The organism is Paenibacillus sp. V4I5 (genome assembly GCF_030817255.1).
Classification (GTDB): Bacteria; Bacillota; Bacilli; order Paenibacillales; family NBRC-103111; genus Paenibacillus_E.
Genome location: NZ_JAUSZB010000002.1, coordinates 7,992,556 through 8,013,748, shown reverse-complemented (window position 1 = coordinate 8,013,748; position 21,193 = coordinate 7,992,556). Strand labels below are relative to the sequence as shown.

General features: G+C 44.3%; 14 protein-coding genes and 2 tRNA genes. All 16 read right to left on the bottom strand.

Annotation, left to right across the window (positions count from 1 at the left end):
• Window positions 1–81 precede the first annotated feature (81 nt).
• The gene (gene xylB / locus QFZ78_RS37860; protein ID WP_307555256.1) at window positions 82–1,602 is read right to left on the bottom strand and encodes a xylulokinase; all 1,521 of its coding nucleotides are present in this window, start codon (window positions 1,600–1,602) and stop codon (window positions 82–84) included.
• 253 nt (window positions 1,603–1,855) lie between these two features.
• A tRNA-Ile gene (locus tag QFZ78_RS37855) sits at window positions 1,856–1,929 on the bottom strand.
• Between the two features lie 11 nt (window positions 1,930–1,940).
• Window positions 1,941–2,017 (bottom strand) — tRNA-Met (locus tag QFZ78_RS37850).
• A gap of 91 nt (window positions 2,018–2,108) precedes the next feature.
• Complete coding sequence (locus tag QFZ78_RS37845; protein WP_164484139.1) at window positions 2,109–2,273, bottom strand: hypothetical protein; 165 nt, start codon at window positions 2,271–2,273, stop codon at window positions 2,109–2,111.
• A 162-nt stretch (window positions 2,274–2,435) separates the two neighbouring features.
• Window positions 2,436–4,187 carry a hypothetical protein gene (locus tag QFZ78_RS37840; protein WP_307555253.1) on the bottom strand — a complete coding sequence of 584 codons (1,752 nt, stop codon included), beginning with the start codon at window positions 4,185–4,187 and terminating at the stop codon, window positions 2,436–2,438.
• A 66-nt stretch (window positions 4,188–4,253) separates the two neighbouring features.
• The gene (locus QFZ78_RS37835) at window positions 4,254–5,510 is read right to left on the bottom strand and encodes an efflux RND transporter periplasmic adaptor subunit (protein ID WP_307555251.1); all 1,257 of its coding nucleotides are present in this window, start codon (window positions 5,508–5,510) and stop codon (window positions 4,254–4,256) included.
• Between the two features lie 29 nt (window positions 5,511–5,539).
• Complete coding sequence (locus QFZ78_RS37830) at window positions 5,540–8,650, bottom strand: efflux RND transporter permease subunit (RefSeq protein ID WP_307555249.1); 3,111 nt, start codon at window positions 8,648–8,650, stop codon at window positions 5,540–5,542.
• A gap of 460 nt (window positions 8,651–9,110) precedes the next feature.
• Complete coding sequence (locus QFZ78_RS37825) at window positions 9,111–11,255, bottom strand: hypothetical protein (RefSeq protein ID WP_307555247.1); 2,145 nt, start codon at window positions 11,253–11,255, stop codon at window positions 9,111–9,113.
• A 52-nt stretch (window positions 11,256–11,307) separates the two neighbouring features.
• Window positions 11,308–12,792, bottom strand: coding sequence for an ABC transporter substrate-binding protein (locus tag QFZ78_RS37820; RefSeq protein ID WP_307555245.1), 1,485 nt, complete (start codon window positions 12,790–12,792; stop codon window positions 11,308–11,310).
• Window positions 12,789–13,721, bottom strand: coding sequence for an ABC transporter ATP-binding protein (locus QFZ78_RS37815; RefSeq protein ID WP_307555243.1), 933 nt, complete (start codon window positions 13,719–13,721; stop codon window positions 12,789–12,791). The genes QFZ78_RS37820 and QFZ78_RS37815 overlap by 4 nt, the downstream gene beginning before the upstream one ends.
• A gap of 1 nt (window position 13,722) precedes the next feature.
• Window positions 13,723–16,656, bottom strand: coding sequence for an ABC transporter permease (locus QFZ78_RS37810; protein ID WP_373461092.1), 2,934 nt, complete (start codon window positions 16,654–16,656; stop codon window positions 13,723–13,725).
• On the bottom strand, window positions 16,656–17,747 hold the full coding sequence (locus tag QFZ78_RS37805) for an efflux RND transporter periplasmic adaptor subunit (RefSeq protein ID WP_307555241.1): 1,092 nt from the start codon (window positions 17,745–17,747) through the stop codon (window positions 16,656–16,658). The genes QFZ78_RS37810 and QFZ78_RS37805 overlap by 1 nt, the downstream gene beginning before the upstream one ends.
• The gene (locus QFZ78_RS37800) at window positions 17,710–18,480 is read right to left on the bottom strand and encodes an ABC transporter ATP-binding protein (protein WP_307555238.1); all 771 of its coding nucleotides are present in this window, start codon (window positions 18,478–18,480) and stop codon (window positions 17,710–17,712) included. Before QFZ78_RS37800 ends, QFZ78_RS37805 begins: the two co-directional genes overlap by 38 nt.
• 343 nt (window positions 18,481–18,823) lie before the next feature.
• Window positions 18,824–19,933 carry a sensor histidine kinase gene (locus tag QFZ78_RS37795; RefSeq protein WP_307555234.1) on the bottom strand — a complete coding sequence of 370 codons (1,110 nt, stop codon included), beginning with the start codon at window positions 19,931–19,933 and terminating at the stop codon, window positions 18,824–18,826.
• Window positions 19,926–20,621 (bottom strand): response regulator transcription factor, encoded by a 696-nt coding sequence (locus tag QFZ78_RS37790; RefSeq protein ID WP_307555232.1) that lies wholly within the window; start codon window positions 20,619–20,621, stop codon window positions 19,926–19,928. The genes QFZ78_RS37795 and QFZ78_RS37790 overlap by 8 nt, the downstream gene beginning before the upstream one ends.
• Window positions 20,622–20,662: 41 nt before the next feature.
• Window positions 20,663–21,184, bottom strand: coding sequence for a VanZ family protein (locus QFZ78_RS37785; RefSeq protein WP_307555230.1), 522 nt, complete (start codon window positions 21,182–21,184; stop codon window positions 20,663–20,665).
• Window positions 21,185–21,193: the final 9 nt, after the last annotated feature.

Here is a 21,193-nt window from a genome sequence, read left to right as displayed (position 1 = left end):
CTCTCAGATGAATAATTTTTATCCCCACAAAACAAAAAAACCTGATTTCTCAGGTTTTCATCGATAACTATAATTTCTGCACTATTGGCTTGAATGACTAGGATTGGTTAGACCACTCATTCTTTTGAACAATTCCTTATTGCATTGATATAACTCTCTAAAGAAAGCGTACTGCTCTTCATAGACGGATCTGTTCTTCAAAATAGGCGTAATCGGTCTCTCGGCTTGCTTCACCACGATCTCACACGCCTCCTCTATCGATGCGTATATGCCTGCTCCTACTCCAGCCATCATGGCCGCTCCAATGCAGGCCTGCTCTTTCATAGCGGATGGATACAACTCACGACTCAGCACATCTGCAAGTATCTGCAGCCATACAGCACTTTTAGCTCCACCACCAGCCATCACGATTCGGTCAACGCTCACACCCAATGCCACTAATACCTCTAACCCATCACGCAGCCCAAAAGCCACTCCCTCCATGACAGATCGAACCAGATGTGCTTCAGTGTGTTTCAGCGTTAAACCGAACATGGCACCTCTGGCAAAAGGGTCCATATGCGGGGTTCGCTCCCCTGTCAAGTAGGGCAGGAAAATAAGCCCTTCTGAGCCTGGGGGAACCTTAGCAGCACTTTCATCCAGTGACCTGCTGTCCTTATTTTGAAGGATATTTTCTGTTAGCCATCTATGTGATAATCCAGCGCTCAGCATCGCCGCCATCATATACCATTTGCCCGGTGCCGCGTGGGTGAAGGTATGCGTTCGCAGCAAGGAATCATAGGTAGGTGTAGCTACAGGGACAAACCATTGTCCTCCTGTGCCCAGCGTACACGAAGCCTGCCCCTGGTGTAAAATCCCATTGCCAATAGCCTGCATGGGCTGATCTGCGCCGCCAAAGACAACAATCGTACCTGCTGGAATGGCACAATCGGTTGCTGCCTCAGCTGTTAGCGTTCCTGCAACCTCCCAAGGCTCACGAACAGTCGGCAGCAGTTGCGGATCAATTCCGAGCTGTCCCAACAGTTCTCTGGACCAACACTTATTGGCTACATCATAAGCTAATGTGCCTGATGCATCCGTTGACTCGGTTCCTATTTCGCCGGTTAGCTTGTACCTGATATAATCCTTCGGCAGCATGACTTTCCATATCTTCTCATATGTATCCGGTTCATTCTGCTTTAACCACAACAGCGATAAAAGCAGAAAGCCAGTCGCAGCCCGGTTCTGTACTAGCTTGCCAAGCTGCTCGATAGAATACATCGCCTCAAGCTGTTCCTTCTGTTCAATTGAACGCTGATCGCACCATATAATCGCCGGCCGAAGCACCCGTCCGTCCATCCCGATCGCAACAAGCCCATGCATCTGCCCAGATAAGCCAATAGCATAACGGTTGCTGCTACCTGAGCCTGCTTGCCTGACGGATTCAGACAAGGTTTGTCGTACTGCCTCCCACCATTGCTGAGGCTCTTGCTCCGCATAGCCGACCAAAGGCGAATGAATATCATAGCTTTGTTGAGATAAGCCTACCACCCGTCCCGCGGGGTCCATGGCAGCCGTCTTCACGCTGGAAGTCCCTAAATCTATTCCGAGAAGTGTTGTCATTCTATATCCCATCCATTTCCTAAAAGTTCAGCCTGTTTTTGTTGTCTAGTATGGTCATATCCTATCTGTGCAAGCATCTGCATGAACAATTCTTCGACACTCGAGGTCACTGTCCCTTTAGGAAAATCAGACTAGCTTGTGATATACGTACTAAAATGTAAAAAGCCCCTCCATTTCATCGGGAAGAGATGAAATCGAGAAGCTTATTTGTTATAAAATAATAAAAACCCTTATACCAAGGGTTTCCGTGCTATGGGCCCAGAGGGACTCGAACCCCCGACCAATCGGTTATGAGCCGACCGCTCTAACCAACTGAGCTATAGGCCCAAAGTAAAATTTGGTTGCGGGGGCAGGATTTGAACCTGCGGCCTTCGGGTTATGAGCCCGACGAGCTACCGGGCTGCTCCACCCCGCGTCATTAGCTGCCGCTCAACAGCGACAAAAATAAATATACACTAAATGCGCGGTCTAAGTCAAGCGTTAATTTCTAGGGTATTTCGTTTGAATTACGTGTTGTAACGAACGCCAAATCGCCCTTTTTTGGACTTAAATACTTCCACTTCTTGTGGGCATTCATAGCCGTAAATCCACCAGTCCTCTTCCATTCTTTTCGCCAAGCAGCCTGCTTGAAACTTCGAATCGTATAATTTTGCCCAATATATCCAGTTCATTGCATTCACTCCGTTATGTTCATATCGTTAATCCTATCTTATCCAAAATAAGGCCACCTTATGAGCACGCCTCCACTAAGCAATGAGTTACTGCTCAAAATAAAGCAAAAACTACTTGGAGATGCTCTAGAGCATTCGTCCAAGTAGTTTTCATTGATTTAACTATTGTTTGAAAGTAGTCAACAACCGTTTAACGGATTCACCAAATTCGTTCGTAAATGTCTCATATACTTTGACCTGAATCGGGAAGTCCAGTTGGTTGGATCTCGCATTTAGGTTAATTGTGTTTGTTCCATTGTATAAACGGCCTTCGCCTGACAAGGCTTCAACTGATTTTCCAACAGGATTTCCAACATTATCGAATAATTCGAATGAGAGCTTACTGTTAAACTTATCTACCGTCACTTGCTTATCCGGTTTAATGTCCAGATCGAGCTTCAGCTTATAATCATAAGTCATATTACCTTGGAAAATAGCTGAAATTGACCAATCTTTAATAGTAATACCATACGGGTACACGTCCAGCGTTTTGCTCGTTGGATCATTCTTCTGAACAGGTACTTTCGCCGTCGCAAGCAGTGATTTATAGGTCGTTTCTCCACTAACTTGTTGGCTGTAAAGGTTCATTTTAAGGCCTTCACCCTTTTCAGACGCTGGAAGTGCATATGAATAGCTAACGACATACGAGGCATTAGGAACAACACTTAGTGCGGTAGCTTCCTGTCTTCTTCCTCCATACGCATAACCATCTTTACTAACAAGTTCCGTTTGGATCGCCGGAATTGGGATTGGACGGTCACTGTTGTTCGTCAATTTAAACTTCGCCACAACCGTATTAAAGCCATCGTCTTCATTACTTGTTACATGTAATTCAACCAACGAAACATCGACATTGGAAGGAACGAATTTATTCGTAGAATCCAGTTTAACTGGCGTACCTAAGGTATATTCTGGGGCAGGGATGACTCCCTGCGTCGCAGCTCCTGTAGGGAGAAGAATATTGACGCGTCCTACCCGATAAGTGTCTTCTTGGAACTTACCTTCACTCGTCGTAATGGCAAAACTCTCTGGTGTCACTACATTCAGGCTAGTAAATTCCGTATCCAGATCAGTCGGAATGACAATATGGATATATTTCTTCTCACCTGGATCTAGCATGACGGAAGCTTCGGCGCGACTGCCGGAATAAACGTTATTTTCTGTTTTCCCATCAATCCCAAAGTTAGGTACGGTTTGACGTTCTTTGGTCGGATTTACAACTTGAATTTGCACAACCGTAGAAACGCCTTTAGCTGTAATTTCCTTATGAATGTCCACAGGAATGAATCCAAGGGATGAGCGCAAAGAAGGTAAGGTAAACGCTTCTCCCCATTTAAGAATAGCGGTTGGTTTCGTTATGGTGCTGTCACTGCCATTCCATACGATGCCAGAGTCAACTGCTACGGAAAGCAGTGTTGTTTCTTCTTTCGGGTACACTTCAAGATCTACATCTACAAAGCTGAGGTCGGTAAGAGCAACATCGTCACTCCGCTCAACCGTCGTCAAGTAGCTGAGCTCCTGCTGGCTCTTGGGTTGTATGGATTTAGGGTTTTTGGCACTTGGCTGCAGCGTATATTCGATACCATCGGCCATCCGAACCCGCAGTTCATAGTCAGGTACACGAGAGATTTTACCACTCGTATTTTTAATTCGAATGACGGCACCCAATTTCGTTGAATCCGACGCGTGCTCATTGAGAATGCTTTTAATTTCGACCTCAATTTTATCCTTTAGTGTATAGCTTATACTTGTATTTGATGCAACTGCTGCTGCCGAGTTTAGACCATCCGCAGCCCATGCAGGAAAAGATGCTGTTGTTAATATTGCAGCTGATAGAACAATGGTAGCTAGTGATCTCTTCATCGTCTTATTCACTTGTTTCTCCTCCAATTATAGGGATCTTTGAGCAGGAGCTCAAAGTCTCTCCTTTTCAAGTCTTTGTTAGTTACCAATTTTTATTTTATCTTGATCTTTTAGTTGATGTTGACCGGATATAACAAGAATTTCGTCTTCTTTGACTCCGGAAATAACTTCCTGATTGGTCTCATTTAATCGACCAAGTTCAACTTTACGCTTTTGTACGGTTTCACCATTCACAACAAAGACAAAATTATTACCACCTTCGCGAACGATGCTTAGACTTGGAACGACAGGTACATTTTGTTCATCATCTTTGGTAAGTTCCACCTGTGCTTTGGAGCCTGGTTTCAGCTTGCCATCAGGATTCGGAACCTCCAATTCCAGATCATAAGCTTTGGATTGTCCGTTAATCACATCTGATAAGTAAATCACTTTGGCTCCGGCTTTCGTCGTTACCCCAGGTATGTAGAAAGTCAATTCGCTCTTGCCTCTAACAAGGTTAGCCGATGCTTCGGTAAGCTGGGATTTGATTTTGACCGGATTCGTCTGTTGAACTTCCCCTACGCGGCCGCCTGGCGCTAACGTTTGACCGACAGTAACATTGAGATCCGTCAACACGCCGGAAGCTGGTGCTTTCACCTCAAGGTTGCTAAGAGCTCTCTCGATATTCTTAGCGTTTACTTGCGCCGATTCTAAACTAGTCTCTACTTGTGCGAGCGAATTCGTCTCTTGCAATGTTTTCAATGATCTATGTGCGCTTGCTAAATCTTTCTTTCTATTAATAAGCGCCGTTTCCGCCTGCTCTAATTGAGATTTCGTTGCTGTCCCTAGATCATATTCATTGCGCACCGTGTTGTAGGCTTTCTCTAGATCACTAACGGCGGTCTCCAACTTAGATACGCCATCCTTGGCATCTTCAATCCCGTTGGAAGTCTTCTGTTTAGCCTCTGTCAGTCCTGCTTGCGCCCCTTTAATATTAACAGAATTCAAATCCTTCTGTATAAGAACATCCGTTGGATCCAAGCGGAAAAGCACTTCGCCTTTCTCTACGATATCTCCGCGTTTCTTCACGATTTCGATGACTTCGCCACCAGACTTCGCGACGATATCTAATTGAACGGATGATACTACGTCTCCAACTTGTTCAACAGGCTCACCAATCTTTTGCTTGGCAATTTTGGCCGTTTTCACTACCTTGACCCCTTGCTCGGCTGCAGCAGTTGTTGCTGCCGGGCTTGCTGCTGGTGATGCGGAACATCCTACGGCTATCGCCGCGCTGAGCGCGACGATACCGAATAATTTGGTACTCTGTTTAATCGTAAACAACTGACGTTTCATATTCGTTTTCTCCTTTTCCCATGTTCAGCTTATTGGTGGGCAGATGTTGCTTGCTCCGATTGGATGGAATTTGATTTCCCTTTTCTCTTGAAGAGGCGGCCTTCTCTTTTCTTAAATAAGATCTCGTAAATAATAGGCACAATTACGAGTGTTAGCAGAGTTGAAGTCGTAAGACCGCCAATTACTACGACAGCCAAACCTTTTGAAATGATCGTTCCTTTGGATAATCCAAGTCCTAAAGGCAACAGTGCAAGGATAGTAGCACCTGCCGTCATGATAATAGGTCTTAAACGCGTAATTCCCGCTTCAATAAGTGCGTCACGAATCGAATAATCTTGCTCTCTTAGTTGCTGTACGCGGTCTACGAGTACAATCGCATTTGTTACAACGATACCGATCAGCATGAGGAAGCCAATGAGCGAAGTTACATTGATTGATTCGCCCGTAATTAGAAGTCCTAAGAGGCCCCCAATAGCTGCAAGCGGCAGTGAAAACAGAATAGCAAGGGGCGCTCTAGCGTTACCAAAGGCAATAACCATTACCATGTAAACAATGAAGATGGAAGCAATGATGGCCATAAACATTTGCATGAAGCTTTTTTGAATATCATCAGATACACCCTTCACTTCACGAGTGACGCCTGAAGGCAGTTCTAACTTCGCCAGTTCTTCCGTAATTTTCTTGCTGACGCCGCCTTTATCCGTGGCATCAATTTTCGCTCTTACACTGACAATTTGTTCTTGATCTTCACGACTAATGCTATTTGGCGCTTCAATCTGTTTGACTCGAGCTACTTCATTTAATTGAATCGTTTGACCAGTAGGAGTCTTGATCAAGAAAGTACCCAGTTTATCCACAGAGTTTTTGTAAGCAGGATTCAACATAACCTTGGTTGCATAGGTGATATTATTAAATTTCAGATCGCCCAGCTTCTCTTCCGCTATCCAGGCGTTGACGGATTGTAAAATTTGAGCACTAGAAAGCCCATACAAGCGTGCTTTGTTTTGATCTACTGTAATCTCGACTTCGGTTTTGGAATCACTCAAGCTGTCTTTAATGTCATTCAGCTCAGGGAACTCCTTCATTTTATCTTTAACCAGCTGCGATGCTTGCTTAAGATAAAGCTGGTCATCCCCTTTAAGGGAATACGAGAAATCAGCTCCAGTTGAGGTAGGTGGCCCACCGGTAAACAATTGTATATTCACATCGGATCCTGGAGGCATCAGTTTCAACATATCTTCCTTATACGTTTTGACACCTTCTGTCGCATCGGTTTCTGCTGTTAGCTCAAAAAACATCATCGCTCTATAAGCATACCGATCACTGCTCTGGTTGTAACCTATAAGGGATTCAATGTACTTGAATGCAGGTTTACCGGTTTTGTCCGTATGTAATTTCAAATCTTTTTCAAGTTCTTTGGACTTCTCATTCATCATTTCGATGGATGTTTCTCGCGGCATTTTAATCTCAATGACCCCTTGTTTAACGGCTTCACTATTGGGCATGAAAGCCACCGCTAAATTAGGTACTGTAATGACGATTGAGATGACAAGGGCAACGCCAGCCATCAATAAAGTTTTGATGCGGTTATTCAAGGACCATATGATCGCTTTTTTGTATTTCACACCCATAGGTCCCACGTGATTATCATCGTGATTTGTAAGCTTCTTGCTTCTAAGCACCATCAGCTTCGCCAGCATCGGAATCACCGTTAAGGCAACAATCAATGATGACAATAAAGCTACAACAAGTGTAATAGCAAAAGGACGGAATACTTCACCAACTACCCCACTTACGAATCCAATGGGACCAAATACACCCACTGTTGTAATTGTAGAGGAAGTAATCGCGCTTGAAACCTGTTTCGTTGCTAATTTAATAACAGATTCGTTACGCTCTTGAGCTTTTTGCAGCTGACTATAGATATTCTCAATAACGACGATACTGTCGTCCACGACCCGCCCGACGGCAATGGCCATTCCTCCTAACGTCATGATGTTAAGGGATATGCCCAGAGGTCCCATAACTAGTAACGTTACAAGAATCGAAAGAGGAATCGAAACGAGTACGATAATCGTCATACGTATATTACGCAGGAAGAGCAAGATCATTAAAGAGGCAAGCACTGCGCCCAATCCGCCTTCTTGCACCATACCGTGGATGGAATCTTTGATATCGTTGGCCGAATTGTAAATTTTGTGGAATTTTACGCCAGGCAGCGTTTGTCCCCAATCTGTCATAAGCTTATCTGCACTATCTGCAAATTCTACAGCATTCGCTGCTTTCGTTTTGTAAAGCAGTACACCGATGGCTGGTTGATCATCTAATCGTGCAATGAACTTGGACTCGCTGATTGCTTCAACTTTGGCAATTTGCTTGAGAAGAAGTGTATCGCCTGTTTTCGTTGTAATTTTCAAATTGTCCAAATTGTAAATCGTATCCATTTCACCTTTGACTCGAACCATCTGCGTGTTTCCATTGAAATCTACCGTACCCGCAGGGCTAGATACCAAAGAGGCTTTGATCAAACCCGAAACATCTGCCGGGGTTAGACCATAATTATTTATCGCAGGCGCATCCAGCTTAATGGTAAGTACTGCATCCTGATTGCCTACAGAGTCGACATGGTCGATTCCTTTGAGCCCATTAAAGCCAGGAAGAATCGTATCTTTGTAGGCTTTATCCAGCTCGGTTTGGTTCATTCCTGCCTCACCATAAACCGCTAAATAATAAACCGGTTCGGAAGAAAATCCTGCTGTTAACACTTTAGGCTTCTCAGAGCCTTGAGGCAGCTTAACATTGGAGATCAAGCTCTCCACATCTTTCTTAACATCTTCAGGCTTCTTGTCTTGGTCCAACTCCAGGATAATCTGTGAGTAATTGTCCTGGGACCCGGAGCTCAGGGTTTTCAATCCATCCAGCCCAGCGACTGCCTTCTCTAGCGGCTTCGTAATTTCATCCAGCACATCCTTGGGAGGTGCTACGTATGTAGTACTAATAATGACGACCGGAAAGGTAATATCTGGCATACTTTCTACCTTTAATGTGGTTGTAGAATACGTTCCTCCTACGACCAACAGCAGCATGACGATGAAAATCGCTGCCACATTTTTCATTGAAAACTCGATTAACTTGGACATTCTCACTTCTCCCCTATCACCAGCTTTAATACCTACATCCTTATTACTCACTTAATCATAATACTTGGAAATTATTAACAAAACATAAACTAGAATTGAAAATTTTATGTTTTTTCTCGGTCAGGATTTATTATAGCTCTTCATTTTGATAAAAACAGGTGAGGGAAGTCATATTCCAGTCATAAGATTGTCATATGACTATATGCGGTTTGCGGCTGAGAGGGCCTTTTCGGTCTTCTCAGCTTACAGATCCAAGCTGAGACTCGCGAGGCCTCAGCTTTAAGCGCCTTTTCCGACCTTATTCGGCGGGAATGCGCTGAGGCTCCAGCTGAGAGGGCCTTTTCGGCCTTCTCAGCTCGCAGATCCGAGCTACAACTCGCGAGGCCCCCGCCTTAAACATGCTTCAACTACCCAAAAAATAAAAAGCGAAGGCTGGGGTGCCTTCGCTTCAAATAATGAATTAGTCCGTTGTAATAAACCAATCAGCTTTCTGTGTGGCCAGCAGCTTTCTCTGACCTTGAAACTCGTCATAAATACTAAGTGTATATTTCTCTAAGAATTTGGTGTTATAAATGAGGCCCGGATCAGGATTTGTAATCTTGAAATTCTCCCGCTTGCCAAGACGGATCTTCGTATCTTCATCTGCGGTTGAGTCTCCGTTAATAACGTCAAAGTCTTTGAAATCAAACTTTTTCTCAAATCGTTTAATCCCACCGCCATCTTCAAAAACAAGCAGCAAGTTATGGCCTTCGGTATTAATTTCTGTCAATTTTTCTTTGCTTAACTCGTAGTTGAATTTTAAAGTAAATACTTTATCCTCAATTGATGTCCCAATCTTATCAATCGTAATTGTATAGGGGAATAATTCAACTTTTTTAAGTGTTGTTGCTACGTTTGTCTTCTCATCAGGCAGCCAGTAGGAAACTGGGTTCACGTAGGAATCTGCAACGGCTTTTTCACCTTCAGACAACTTCCCTTCGGTCACTGCTTCTCCTAGAAGCAAGTTCATATTCGCTGTAGTGTAACCTTTTGGTACAGAAGCCCATACATTTAATAGCGCTTTTCCTGTTGGACTAATCTTGTTCTTTACTTCAGCAACAGTTGCCGGGAAAACAGTTCCATCCGATGATCGGAAATTGGCGACGAACTTGGATACATTCGTAAAACGCTTCTCCAAATTGGTTGCTTCCACCATCGCGGAGTACATGATATTCGTTTTATCCTCATAAGTGGAAACACTTCGAACAACATACTTCGCTTTACGCCCAATATCATTGGATGTATAGGACTGCCCCATACCAATGAAAGGAATAGCCTGAAGCTCCGCCTGTGTAGAAAACTCCAGCACATCCGTTGCAGTAGCAGTGCCCGTACCCGCCGGCGGTGTTTCTCCCTCATTCTCTTGAAGAACTAATTTAATTTGAGAAAATTCATACGTATACGGCACTTTACCTGCAATTTGCAAATTAACGCTCGCTCCTGCTCCCAATCCGATTACTTTCGCCGTCTGAATGAGCTTGGCATCAATTTTCACAGCGCCATCAAGCAGGAAATACCCTGATAATTTCGGGATAGGAAGTGACTCTTCACCTTTATTACTTAGTGTCAAATCGGCTGTTAATAAGTCTTGATCTTCCCAAGGCAGTCGGTGCAATCCATTAAGCTGAGTTGTATAAATACCGGATTTACTTGTGAAGGAATACTCCTTACCCACAGAGCCGCCTTCTTGCTGCGTAACGGCAGGCAGCCCAAAATTCGCAACGGAAACATTCAATTTCAAGTCTGGAATTGTTTCTGCCACAGCCAATTGCCATGCTTCAGCGGCAACGGCTACTGGAATGGAACCCGATAGCTGAATTTCTTTGCTTTCCTTTGGATTGATCTTCAAATCTTTCAATCCTTTGGCTTCCAGTGGATAAAGCAACCCCTCTTGCGTGCGAATTGAGAAGAGGTAAGAAGGAATCGTAACGGTATGATTGCCAGCATTCTCTAAAGTTACATATACGGTGGGAACATGATATTTTTCATTCTTATTGCTGACAAACTTTTTAATTGAAGCATTCACGTTGGTTCCATTTACAGAAATGGCTGCAGCACCATCTGAAGGCGTTACGTCTGTATAGGTGTCCGGTACGGCGACTTCACCCAGAACACGCTCAAAATTCGACTGACTAAAATCCCATTTAATAAATTGGATAACGAGATCTTGCAAGTTCGTGCTAGTGTTAACGGTCGCATAGAATGTTAAATCTGTCGTTGAACCGGGAGCAACCCGGTTCTTATCCTTATCTGCTGGCAGCAAGCGTGCTGAAAATTGATTGCCGGATTTGCTTTTCAACCGTACCCAATAATCTATGAATTGCAGCTCGCTGCTCCCTTCGTTATGAATAGTAATGGTAAATGTCGCAAGCTTGCCGCTTTGATCAGGTAAAACATGGATCTGTTTCAATTCAAAGTAACTGCTTCCTGTGATGGCAACCTTACCTACAGTCGAAGTAATAGCAGTAGGATTGCTATCCGCCCAAACGGGCGTTACAGCTCCAAGTGTCAATGCAGCAGACAAGGCAATGGTTGCCAAACGAGTATAGCGTATCTTGTTGTTCATGGTAATAAGCTTCCTCCTTCATATGTTCATCCTTTAAGAAATTCCATCCTGCTTAGCCAGCAGGCACAGCCTGCTGTATCATCGGGTTCATAGGTGCATTCGGATTTTCCTTCATTTGTTTGAGCATCGCATCCCCCTGGGTTTGCCATTGCTTGAGCGCTTCGCGAGCTGTCGTTTTCCCTTGAAGGACATTCATAAACTGTGTACGACCAATTTCCTGTACCTGATAAATGTTAGGATTAGTACGATAAATCTTGGTGTTAGTATCTATTGGAGCTGGCGTCACATTGTAGAAAGCTTCCATGTGAAATTCCAACCCATCTTTGGGCTTCAAATATTTGGAGCGGGCAACCAAGTTATAGGAACTATGAGATTTCAATTTTGCCCAGTCATCGCCATTAATGAACTTTATGAATTTCCAAGCATCATCAGGGTTTTGCGCTTTGGCATTTATACCCATAATACCATTCATATAGATGGATCCGCCAACACCTTTTGCTTCCGGGTGAGAAGGAATCGTTACGACATCCCAGTCGATGGGTGTGTAACCTTTATAATTGGCTGCATTTTTGTTCGCATTCGTAAGCTGTTGAATTTGACCATAATTGATAATCGCCATGGCTAACCGGCCTGACATGAAATCATCATACGCAAAAGGATTATTTTGATCATACTGACGGTTCATTTGCTTCTGCGGATCCATCATCTCTGGGAACACGTTCTCTTTTTGCATCTGAGCCATTTTTGCCCAAACTTTTTCCCATTGGTCTGTATCCACCGTCATTTTCTCACCGGCGTCATCAAACATTTTTAATTGCAAGGGAGCTGTGTACATTTGCATGCCATAGAACAAATCTCCGCCTTGAGATTGCGTTGTAAATGAGAAGCCATTGATGCGGCTCTCCCCTTCCCCTTTAACAAGGCGTTTGGAAAGATCGAATGTCTCATCCCATGTCATCCCATCCTTAGGAAAATCGACGCCCGCATCTTGGAACATTTTCTTATTATAAATGAGTGCCGAGGAGTTGAATGTCGGCGCAAGTGCGTAAAGCTTACCACCGCCTGCATTTTTCATACCATCGATAACCGCTGGAACGATTCCGGCCGTATCGAATTTATCTTTTGTTATTCGTGGATCAAGCTGTGTCAGCAAGTTGCTTTCAATGATATCCGGCAGTTGTTCATAACCTACCATAACTACATCCGGTGGATTATCACCCTGCATCACTTCCTTCAGCTTCTCCGTGGGATCAGGCATCTTCTCTCCAGGTTGAACGTTGCCATAACGGAATTTCTCATCCATCGTTGGAATCATTTCAATCTTGATATTCGGATTGGCGAATTCAAATATTTCGGTGAATTGTTGTCTGAAATATTCGTCATCACCACCGTACATCATAGAAGTCGCGATCTTAAGCACGCGCTCCTGAGTATCATCGGCTTTTTCCCCTTTGGTACAAGCAACAGCTAGTGGAGCCACCATAGCCAGTGTTAAGGTTGTAGCAAGCATTTTACGTGATATCATTTTCATTTTCATTTTGATTTTCCTCCAACGGTTTGTGAATTAGGTTCAATTCGTTCGATTCCTTCGTTCGCAGATAAATCCTTCGGTGCTTTAATCATAATTTTCTCGCCGTCAAACTCCATCGTAGCTTTACCGTCAATTTGCAGAGCGCTCAAGTAAGCCTTCGGAACCTGCAAACGTCCCGCTCGGTCTAGTACCACATACTCCTCATGGTCTTCACTTGTGAGTCCTGCCGACGTTCCATCGAGCGCCGAAATCGAAGGATTGCGAGCAATAAACTCCGAACTTGTCATGCCATCTCGGATAGCAACGACTCGCCCTACCTTGCCTGCCATGGACATATCGTGGGTAACAATGACAATCGTCACTCCCAATTCCTTATTCAGCCGTTGGAAAATAGAAAGAATCATATCCGCCGTCTTCGTATCCACCGACCCCGTCGGTTCATCCGCAAGCAGTAAACGCGGACGGTTAGCAAGCGAAATCGCAATAGCCACACGCTGCTGTTCCCCACCTGACAGTTCTTGCAGCTTGTTATTCAAACGATGGCTGAGCCCCACCCATTCTAGCAATTGTTTCGCGTAGACTGGGTCATAGTTCCCACTGAGCATCATCGGCATTTCTACATTCTCGAGCGCGGTGAGGTACGAGACAAGATTTCGCGCATTATTTTGCCAGATGAAGCCGACCGTATGTCGTTTGTAATCAACTAGCTGTTTGTCGGTAATCTTCAGTAAATCCCAATCGCCGACTTTCACTTGACCTGCAGAAGGGCGGTCAAGCCCTCCTAATATGTTCAGCAATGTGGACTTGCCGCTTCCGCTATTCCCGATAATGGCCATAAGCTCGCCGGCGTCGATCTGAATATTTAGCCCTTGCAAAGCGACAACTTCAATCTCGTCTGTTTTATAAATTTTGACTAAGCCCTCGCAAGTAATCACGCTATTTCTCCTCTCCCAGCTTCACAGCCTGATGAACGCGTAGCCTTCTAATATGTAAGAACAGCAGCAGGGCCCCTGTTATCATCATGAAAGCAACCACGAAGTATAGCTGATAAGTGTCTTTGGAATCGAAAACAACTCGGAACGGCGGCACCTGCGTCTTCACATTCTGTGAAGTTTGTAGGAAAGGCAGGAAGAAATAACTCGTTAGCTTGCCAATTCCGATGCCTAGCGCGATGGACAATCCAGCCGTAAAACCTTGTTCAAGGAGAAGCATACCGGTCAATTGTTTGCGGGAAAGCCCCATGGCGCGAAGCACCCCAAACTGTACAACTCTGCTAGATAAATTAAAGAACCAATACAGCATATAGCCAATTAAGGATACGATCACAGAGACTAGAAATCCCAGGCTAAGAATACCAAAGACGCCGCCTCTTGCTGGGAGTTTCTTCTGAATAATGAGCTCGTTACGAACATCCTTCACGGAAACTAGCTCAATCCCCTTGGCCTGCAGAGCAGTAACAATCGGTGCAACTTTCGCGTCCGGTTTCATTTTGACCCATACGTCATAGGGAGTAATAGGTGCTTGATCGTATATATAATCTAAATTTGCGATGAAAAATGGTGTCTGATCCGGATATTGACTCGGCCAATACGGTAGAATACCAACAATGACGAATTCCACAGGCTGCTGTCCGATAGTAATCGAAAGCAGATCACCCGCTTTAAGCGCATATTTACTTGCATAATTCGAAGGTATGATAACTGCTTGCTCATAGCTCCCTAGCAAATTCAGGTATTGATTCGGATGAGCTGGGAATAAATCGGGCCGGAACCAAGCTACTTTAGCAAAATCCGCATTATCGATCCCCATGATCATTCCCTGACCGGTTGATTTACCAGATACAACGACGTTTCCTTTCGTCTGCAAAACTCTGGCTACAGCCTGGACGCCTTCTAGATCACGGAACATTTGAAATGGAGGCTCGACGTAACGAATCTTGGTGGGTGTCTCCTCTCCAGGTTTCGGGCCACCTTGACCTTGGCCTCCACCCGCACCGGAGCCACCGCTGCCATTGCCACCGTTATTACCTCCATCACCAGATGTCCCGCCTCCCTGAGCTCCACCGCCGCTATTGCCTGCGTTCGGATCCTTCGGCAAGTCGTCTGAGAAGCCTTCCCATACAGTTTGCAGCACAACATCGGTACCGTATTGATACAAGATCCGCTCCGTCGAGTTCAGATCAATCGTACGAGCAGCTGAAGAATTGTACACGCCGAGGCCGAGCGTAAGAATGAGCAGCAGCATAAGTGGATAATAGGCTTTGGCTGAGCGGGAAAGCTGAACTAGCGTCAAGTATAGCGGCACGGGCAGGAATTTCCGTCCAAGCCAGCCGAACAAACGCAGCAGCCACGGAAAGATGCGCAGAAAGAAAAGTCCTAGCGCAAAGATCGAGAGTGCTGGAACGAAAAACAGCAGCGGATGCACCTGTAATTGATCGGTCGTTAGCCCTGTTTGTACGGATAATACTTGGCGTTGATCAAATAAGTAGAAGCCGTAGCCAACAAGTCCTAACAGTACGATGTCGATGAACCACCGCTGCCATAGCGGCGAGCGGTCTGACCTTGCGAGCTGCTGCTTATAGTTGACGATCGAAGATCTTGCGAAAAGGACAGCTGGAATCACACTGGCAAGAATCGCAATCAGAACAGCGAGCCCGCCGTAGAGCATCGCCTCATTTGTAAAACTAACAGGAATCGATTTACGATCAACGAAAGTTAGAAATCCGCTAGAAGAGCCGATACTTTTTGCCATGAACCAGCCCATAAAGGGTCCAATCAGCAGTGCAATCGCCCCAAGTAATAAACCTTCCAGAAAGTAAATTCCAACAATTTGCTTCGTGCTGCCTCCACGGCTTCGCAGGATGGCAATCACACCACGCTGTCGATCAAGCGATTGTCTGGCATTCATCACAATGTAATAGAAAACCATCGCAATCATCGGGGCCGCTAATGTGAATAATAAAATCTGCATCTGCAAGCTTTGGGCTTTGAATTCAGTAAGAATCGGCTTAAACGATACATCTACCTTTGTATTCTTGAGTTTTTGGAACAAATTGATATCCAGACGCTCCAAACGGTTCTCGAGAGGCGACAATTGACTGGTTTGGATATTGCGCAGATCGAATGCATAATACCAATTGGCGAGCTGAAGCGGAATTTTCTTCTCCGTCAACAACGTCTTCATAAAAACATCATCATGAATAATAAGTGCGTTTACTAACCCTTCTAAGCCTTGAAACCAATAAGCACTCGTTTCATTTTTGGGTTTGAAGGAACCAACGATCTTCACTTTTAACAATTGACTGCCGCTGCTACTTGCGACCGAATAACTGAATACATCCCCTACATGCAGATCGTTTCGAAACAAAGCTTCTTCTAAGACCACAGCTTCCAATATGCCATTCTGAACTTGCCCAGAAGCCATCTGGCCGATTGACCATTCAACCTGATCGGTTAAACCGCTTAGCGTCGTTAATGTCATTTGTCGACGTTTACTAGGATCTGCTTTTGTCCCATCTGCGGGAGTTAGCTGAGCTCCTTTGATGGTATAGCTTCTTGCATAGGTCTGTAATGGAAAGCCAACATCTTTCGGAATTTCATCTTGTATGTACACATTGACGTCTTTGAGCTCTTCCAACCCTGCACGTTCTGTCCCAACAGCTTGATAACGCATGAGCAGTGAGCCTGCTGGAAGTCCCTCGCTCTTTTCTTCTAACGATTTGGCGACGACTCGCTTCAGCGACCCATCGGCATACATCGGAATGCTCGTGGTGAAAGCAACAGCCATCACTAGTCCAAGCAAGGTGCTGAGCGTTAGCCAGCGGGTATTCCACATTTTCCGAAATAAAAACCGCAGCATCGGCATGGACATTAGCGACCCACTACTTTCTGTCCAGCTATGAGACCTTTTACAATCTCCACATCCGTTGACGTCTGCTGACCGATTTCCACGTCCACTTCCTTCTTATTTCCTTGATTATCAATGACTTGGACATAATTCCGCCCCGAATACGAGCGAAGTGCAGCCAGAGGGATCGTCGTGGCGTTTTCTTTTCTTTGTGTAATAATCGTGACACTTAGCGGTGTTCCACGATTCAGTCCTTTCGGAAACTCACTAAGCTGAACTACCAGATAATTATCGATCGTATCCTGCTCACCTTGACCAGGAAAACCGCCGTTATTATTGTTGTTCCCAGCTTGCGGGTTCGGCAGCTGCTTCACTTTCCCTTTGTGCTGGCCGGCCGAATTAATATCCACCTGCACGTCCATGCCAATAGCTACTTTCTTCGCATCATCTGCACTAATACTTGCAGCCACGGTTAGTTCATTCAAATCGGCGAGAGTCGCAACGGATTCCCCGGACTTCACGGTATCGCCTTTTTTGGCTGTTACAGTGACGATGGTTCCGCTGAACGGAGCGAGCAGCTGCGCTTTACCCACTTGTGTTTCAAGCTTGGTCAGTTCTTCACGCTTCAACTCAAAATCAATCTTTGCCTGTTCGATTTGCTCCGGCGACATTTCATCCGCTTTCCGCAGCGTTTCAATCATCGTCAGCTCATCCTTACGTGTTTGAAGCTTCTTCCGCTTCAAATCGCTCGCCAGATCCGAGACGTCGAGTTCCGCGATCGGCTGCCCCTTCTCAACAGAATCCCCATTTTTCACAAGTATGGCACTGATCCGTTTGGCGGACATATCTTCGGAGAAAAACAGCTTCTCCTCTTGCAAAGCCATTAACCGCCCACTCCCTCTCACTTTCGTTTCAAGGGTTTCCGTTTTCACCGTGTATTCAGGCTTTTTGGAAAGCTTAGGCGGATTAATCGTCGGAAGCGATTCTTCTTCCTGCTCCTTAGGCAAAAGCGAACATCCAGAAGCAAGTAGTAATGTCGAACATACAATCAGTGCAGCTAAAGGCTTCATCGTCCAATTACGTGACGAATCTTCCGTCCACCATTTCGTAAACATGATCGGCAACCTCCAAAATTGTAGGGTCATGTGTTGTCATACATATCGTGACTTGCTCGGCTTTCATGATGCTGCGGAAAACGGACATAATCTGCGCACCCATCTGAGAATCCAGCTCAGCTGTAGGCTCATCCGCCAGAATAAGGGAAGGCCGATGTGCAATCGCTTTCGCAATCGCGACACGCTGCTGCTCTCCACCGGAAAGCTCATAAGGACGATGGTGCATCCGCTTGCCAAGTCCAACGAGCTCCAGGCAATGCTTCACTCGCTCTTTCCACTGGGAACGCGGAATCCCCGCCATTCGCAGCGCCAGCTCCACATTTTCCCATGCAGACAACAAAGGCATTAACGCATAGGATTGAAAAATAAAACCAATTTCCTTGCGACGTATCAACGTCCGTTCATCGTCACTGCTGAGATGAAAGGCATGCTCTTGAAACAAAATCTCCCCCTCATTTGGCTGATCGAGCCCCCCAATTAAATTAAGCAGCGTTGTTTTCCCCGAGCCGGATCTGCCTTTGAGCATGACTAGCTGCAGCGGGTTGAGCTCCATCTCAATCCCTTTCAGAACCTCTAACTTCTGACCTCCAACTTGAAAAGAGCGGTGTACACCACTTACCGTTAATAACGGAGAATGGACTTGGCTTAGACGAGAGGAACGTTCATCAGCATGAGGTTCCTCATCGATAGCTAAAGCGTCATTTGCGCTTCTTTTACGAAACCATCTTGCCATTTGGTATGTCTTCCTTTCATTTCCAAACTGTATGTATGATAAAATAGACGGCACATCTTTCCAAAAAGTTTCATGAAACTGAATATTTCCTGAAAGCTTTTTGAGGATCAACCCGGTTGTATGAATCTATTAAAATATACTATGAAATGGAAAATTCATCCATACAACGAATTGCCTATTTTATACATAACAATCACCCCATCTACCTTATTTCCAGATATATCAAAAACCCCACTTCTTCATTCTCAATTTCCTCCTTCCATTTCTACATTTAGAATAGGGGAGACTGTTAAAAGAATAAGTAGGGTAAAAATAAATTTTCCATTAAATGATCGGCCCATAGTTAACCGAGTTCTTCGGATGCCATTTTTTGCGGGAAACGGACTTCAAAAAGCGTACGAATTACACTGCTTTGGGCCGAAATTATGCCTTGATGCTGATCTACAATGTTCTTCGCTATAGATAAGCCAAGGCCGGAACTCCCCTCACGATGAGTGCGCGCTCGATCGCCGGTAAAAAACATATCGAAAATGTGCGGCAGTTCTTCCGGAGGAATACAGTCTCCATAATTAATTACTTGTATCACCACATTTTCTGCATCAAGATTGCAATTAATGTCTATTAGCTGACCCTCTTTTCCATAACGAATAGCATTCGTCAGGAGATTTTCAAATACGCGTGCCAATAGCTCTCCGTCACCCCAAATCATCAATTGTGGAGTCACATTCATTCGTGTTGTTAGGTTGTTTTTCTCAAAAACAGGGTATAATTCCTCGTTTAATTGAATGAGAAGCTCGCTTATATCGATTGGTTTTTTTTCAATGGTAAGCTTCCCATAGTTCATTCGGGTGATTTCGAATAATTCATCAATGAGCTTTTCTAAACGTTGAGACTTGGTAAAAGCAATACTCGTATAGTGCTTGATTTGTTCGGCAGTCAGTTGATCGTTCTGAAGAATGAAATCCAAATAACCTAAAACGGACGTCAGCGGCGTACGCAAATCATGAGCCAAATTCAAGACTAATTGTTCCTTGCTGTTTTCTGCAAAGTCCCCTCTTTCCAATGCTTGCTGCAATTTTTCGCTTGCCAGATTGATGTCTCTCGCAATATCTCCGAACTCATCATTGGATGGAATACGTATACGACTGTTAAAGTCGCCATTCGCAAGCTGATTAATTCCGCTGGAAATTTCATTGAAATACGCTGCATATGGTTTGGTGAAGAGAAAGAAAAACAAAACGGAGAGCGGAATGAAAATCAGCAAAAAGAAGTTAATATCCCCAATCTCTCTTATGAAAAAACGAACTTTAGTTAATGGATTTTCCATTTTGATCGTATAATAATAGAGTTGGAGAGTTTTATAGAGCAAATAGGTAATGATGCCGGAAAAAAGCATACTTAAAGCAAAAAGTTGAATCATTTTAAATCGAAAACTTCGGAAGATGTCAGCCATTGAATGTATACCCCACCCCCCAAACTGTTTTAATCAGTTTGTTTTTATGAATGTCTTCTCCAAGCTTCTTCCGCAAGGTACGAATATGTACCATGACTGTATTGCTCCCTTCATAATAGGCATCGCCCCACACCTGTTGAAAGATATTTTCCGCGCTATACACTTTCTTTGGATAACTGGCTAACAGATATAAAATATCAAACTCTTTTGGAGTCAGTTCAATAGGTTTGCCATAAACGAATACGGTTCGTGCTTCGGGATTGATGACCAGTCCGCCTGCCTCCAAAGTAAGCTTGCCCGCTTGCTTTGGTTGATTAAACTGTGTGGAACGCCTCAGCTGAGCATTCACGCGAGCAACCAATTCCATCGGGTTGAACGGTTTGGTTACATAATCATCCGCTCCGCTTACCAGTCCTGTAATCTTATCAAGGTCCGTCGTTTTGGCGCTTAAAAAAATGATAGGCAGATGATACTCAGCTCGAATTTGCCTTGTTGCTTCATAGCCATTCAATATAGGCATCATAATATCTAGAATCGCCAAATCAATGGAATTCGTTTGAATAGCAGAAATAGCTTCCTGCCCATTAGCTACTTTCACGCAGCGGTAACCCTCTTTTTCTAAATGCAACTCAATCAGATCGGCAATTTCTGCCTCATCATCCGCTATCAGAATTGTGATCGGATTCATTCGTTCCACCCCTGTATGGCCTTTGTATTGCTTTTATTGTATCAGATGGAGCTACCTCTTGCTTGTTTAGCACTTGATGAAGTAACTAACATTGTGAATAATTTGAAAGTAATGAAACCGATCAAGCCCCCACTTGAATTTAGTATGAGATCATCTACATCATAACGTCCAATAGAGAAAATGGCCTGCGCGCATTCCAGGATCAGACTTAAACCTAATGAAAGAATAAACGCATCTATAACTGATATTTTTTTGTTTCTTAACATTAAACCAAGAAGAATACCGTACGGCATGAAGATCGCGAAATTCCCAACTAGGTTAATCAAACCATGACTCGTTATATCATGAATTGTACTGGATATTTCTTTAAAGGGAATCAGATTACCTTTTTGAAATTGCATGCTGATATAATCAGGGTTTCCCAGACTTATCTTAAGCTGCTTCCAGAGAAATGTCATATCCATTGAGCCGAACTTAAATAGAATAATTTTGAATAACGTGTACACATAAAGGGTAAAGAATACTTGAATTGTAATATCTTTCAACATTATCTTAGGTTTCATACGCCATTC

Excerpts from the sequence above, each read along its gene's own strand:
- xylB (WP_307555256.1), bottom strand. The coding sequence starts at position 1,602 with ATGACAACACTTCTCGGAATAGATTTAGGGACTTCCAGCGTGAAGACG.
- QFZ78_RS37845 (WP_164484139.1), bottom strand. The coding sequence starts at position 2,273 with ATGAACTGGATATATTGGGCAAAATTATACGATTCGAAGTTTCAAGCA.
- QFZ78_RS37835 (WP_307555251.1), bottom strand. The coding sequence starts at position 5,510 with ATGAAACGTCAGTTGTTTACGATTAAACAGAGTACCAAATTATTCGGT.
- QFZ78_RS37830 (WP_307555249.1), bottom strand. The coding sequence starts at position 8,650 with ATGTCCAAGTTAATCGAGTTTTCAATGAAAAATGTGGCAGCGATTTTC.
- QFZ78_RS37825 (WP_307555247.1), bottom strand. The coding sequence starts at position 11,255 with ATGAACAACAAGATACGCTATACTCGTTTGGCAACCATTGCCTTGTCT.
- QFZ78_RS37820 (WP_307555245.1), bottom strand. The coding sequence starts at position 12,792 with ATGAAAATGAAAATGATATCACGTAAAATGCTTGCTACAACCTTAACA.
- QFZ78_RS37810 (WP_373461092.1), bottom strand. The coding sequence starts at position 16,656 with ATGTCCATGCCGATGCTGCGGTTTTTATTTCGGAAAATGTGGAATACC.
- QFZ78_RS37805 (WP_307555241.1), bottom strand. The coding sequence starts at position 17,747 with ATGTTTACGAAATGGTGGACGGAAGATTCGTCACGTAATTGGACGATG.
- QFZ78_RS37800 (WP_307555238.1), bottom strand. The coding sequence starts at position 18,480 with ATGGCAAGATGGTTTCGTAAAAGAAGCGCAAATGACGCTTTAGCTATC.
- QFZ78_RS37795 (WP_307555234.1), bottom strand. The coding sequence starts at position 19,933 with ATGGCTGACATCTTCCGAAGTTTTCGATTTAAAATGATTCAACTTTTT.
- QFZ78_RS37790 (WP_307555232.1), bottom strand. The coding sequence starts at position 20,621 with ATGAATCCGATCACAATTCTGATAGCGGATGATGAGGCAGAAATTGCC.
- QFZ78_RS37785 (WP_307555230.1), bottom strand. The coding sequence starts at position 21,184 with ATGAAACCTAAGATAATGTTGAAAGATATTACAATTCAAGTATTCTTT.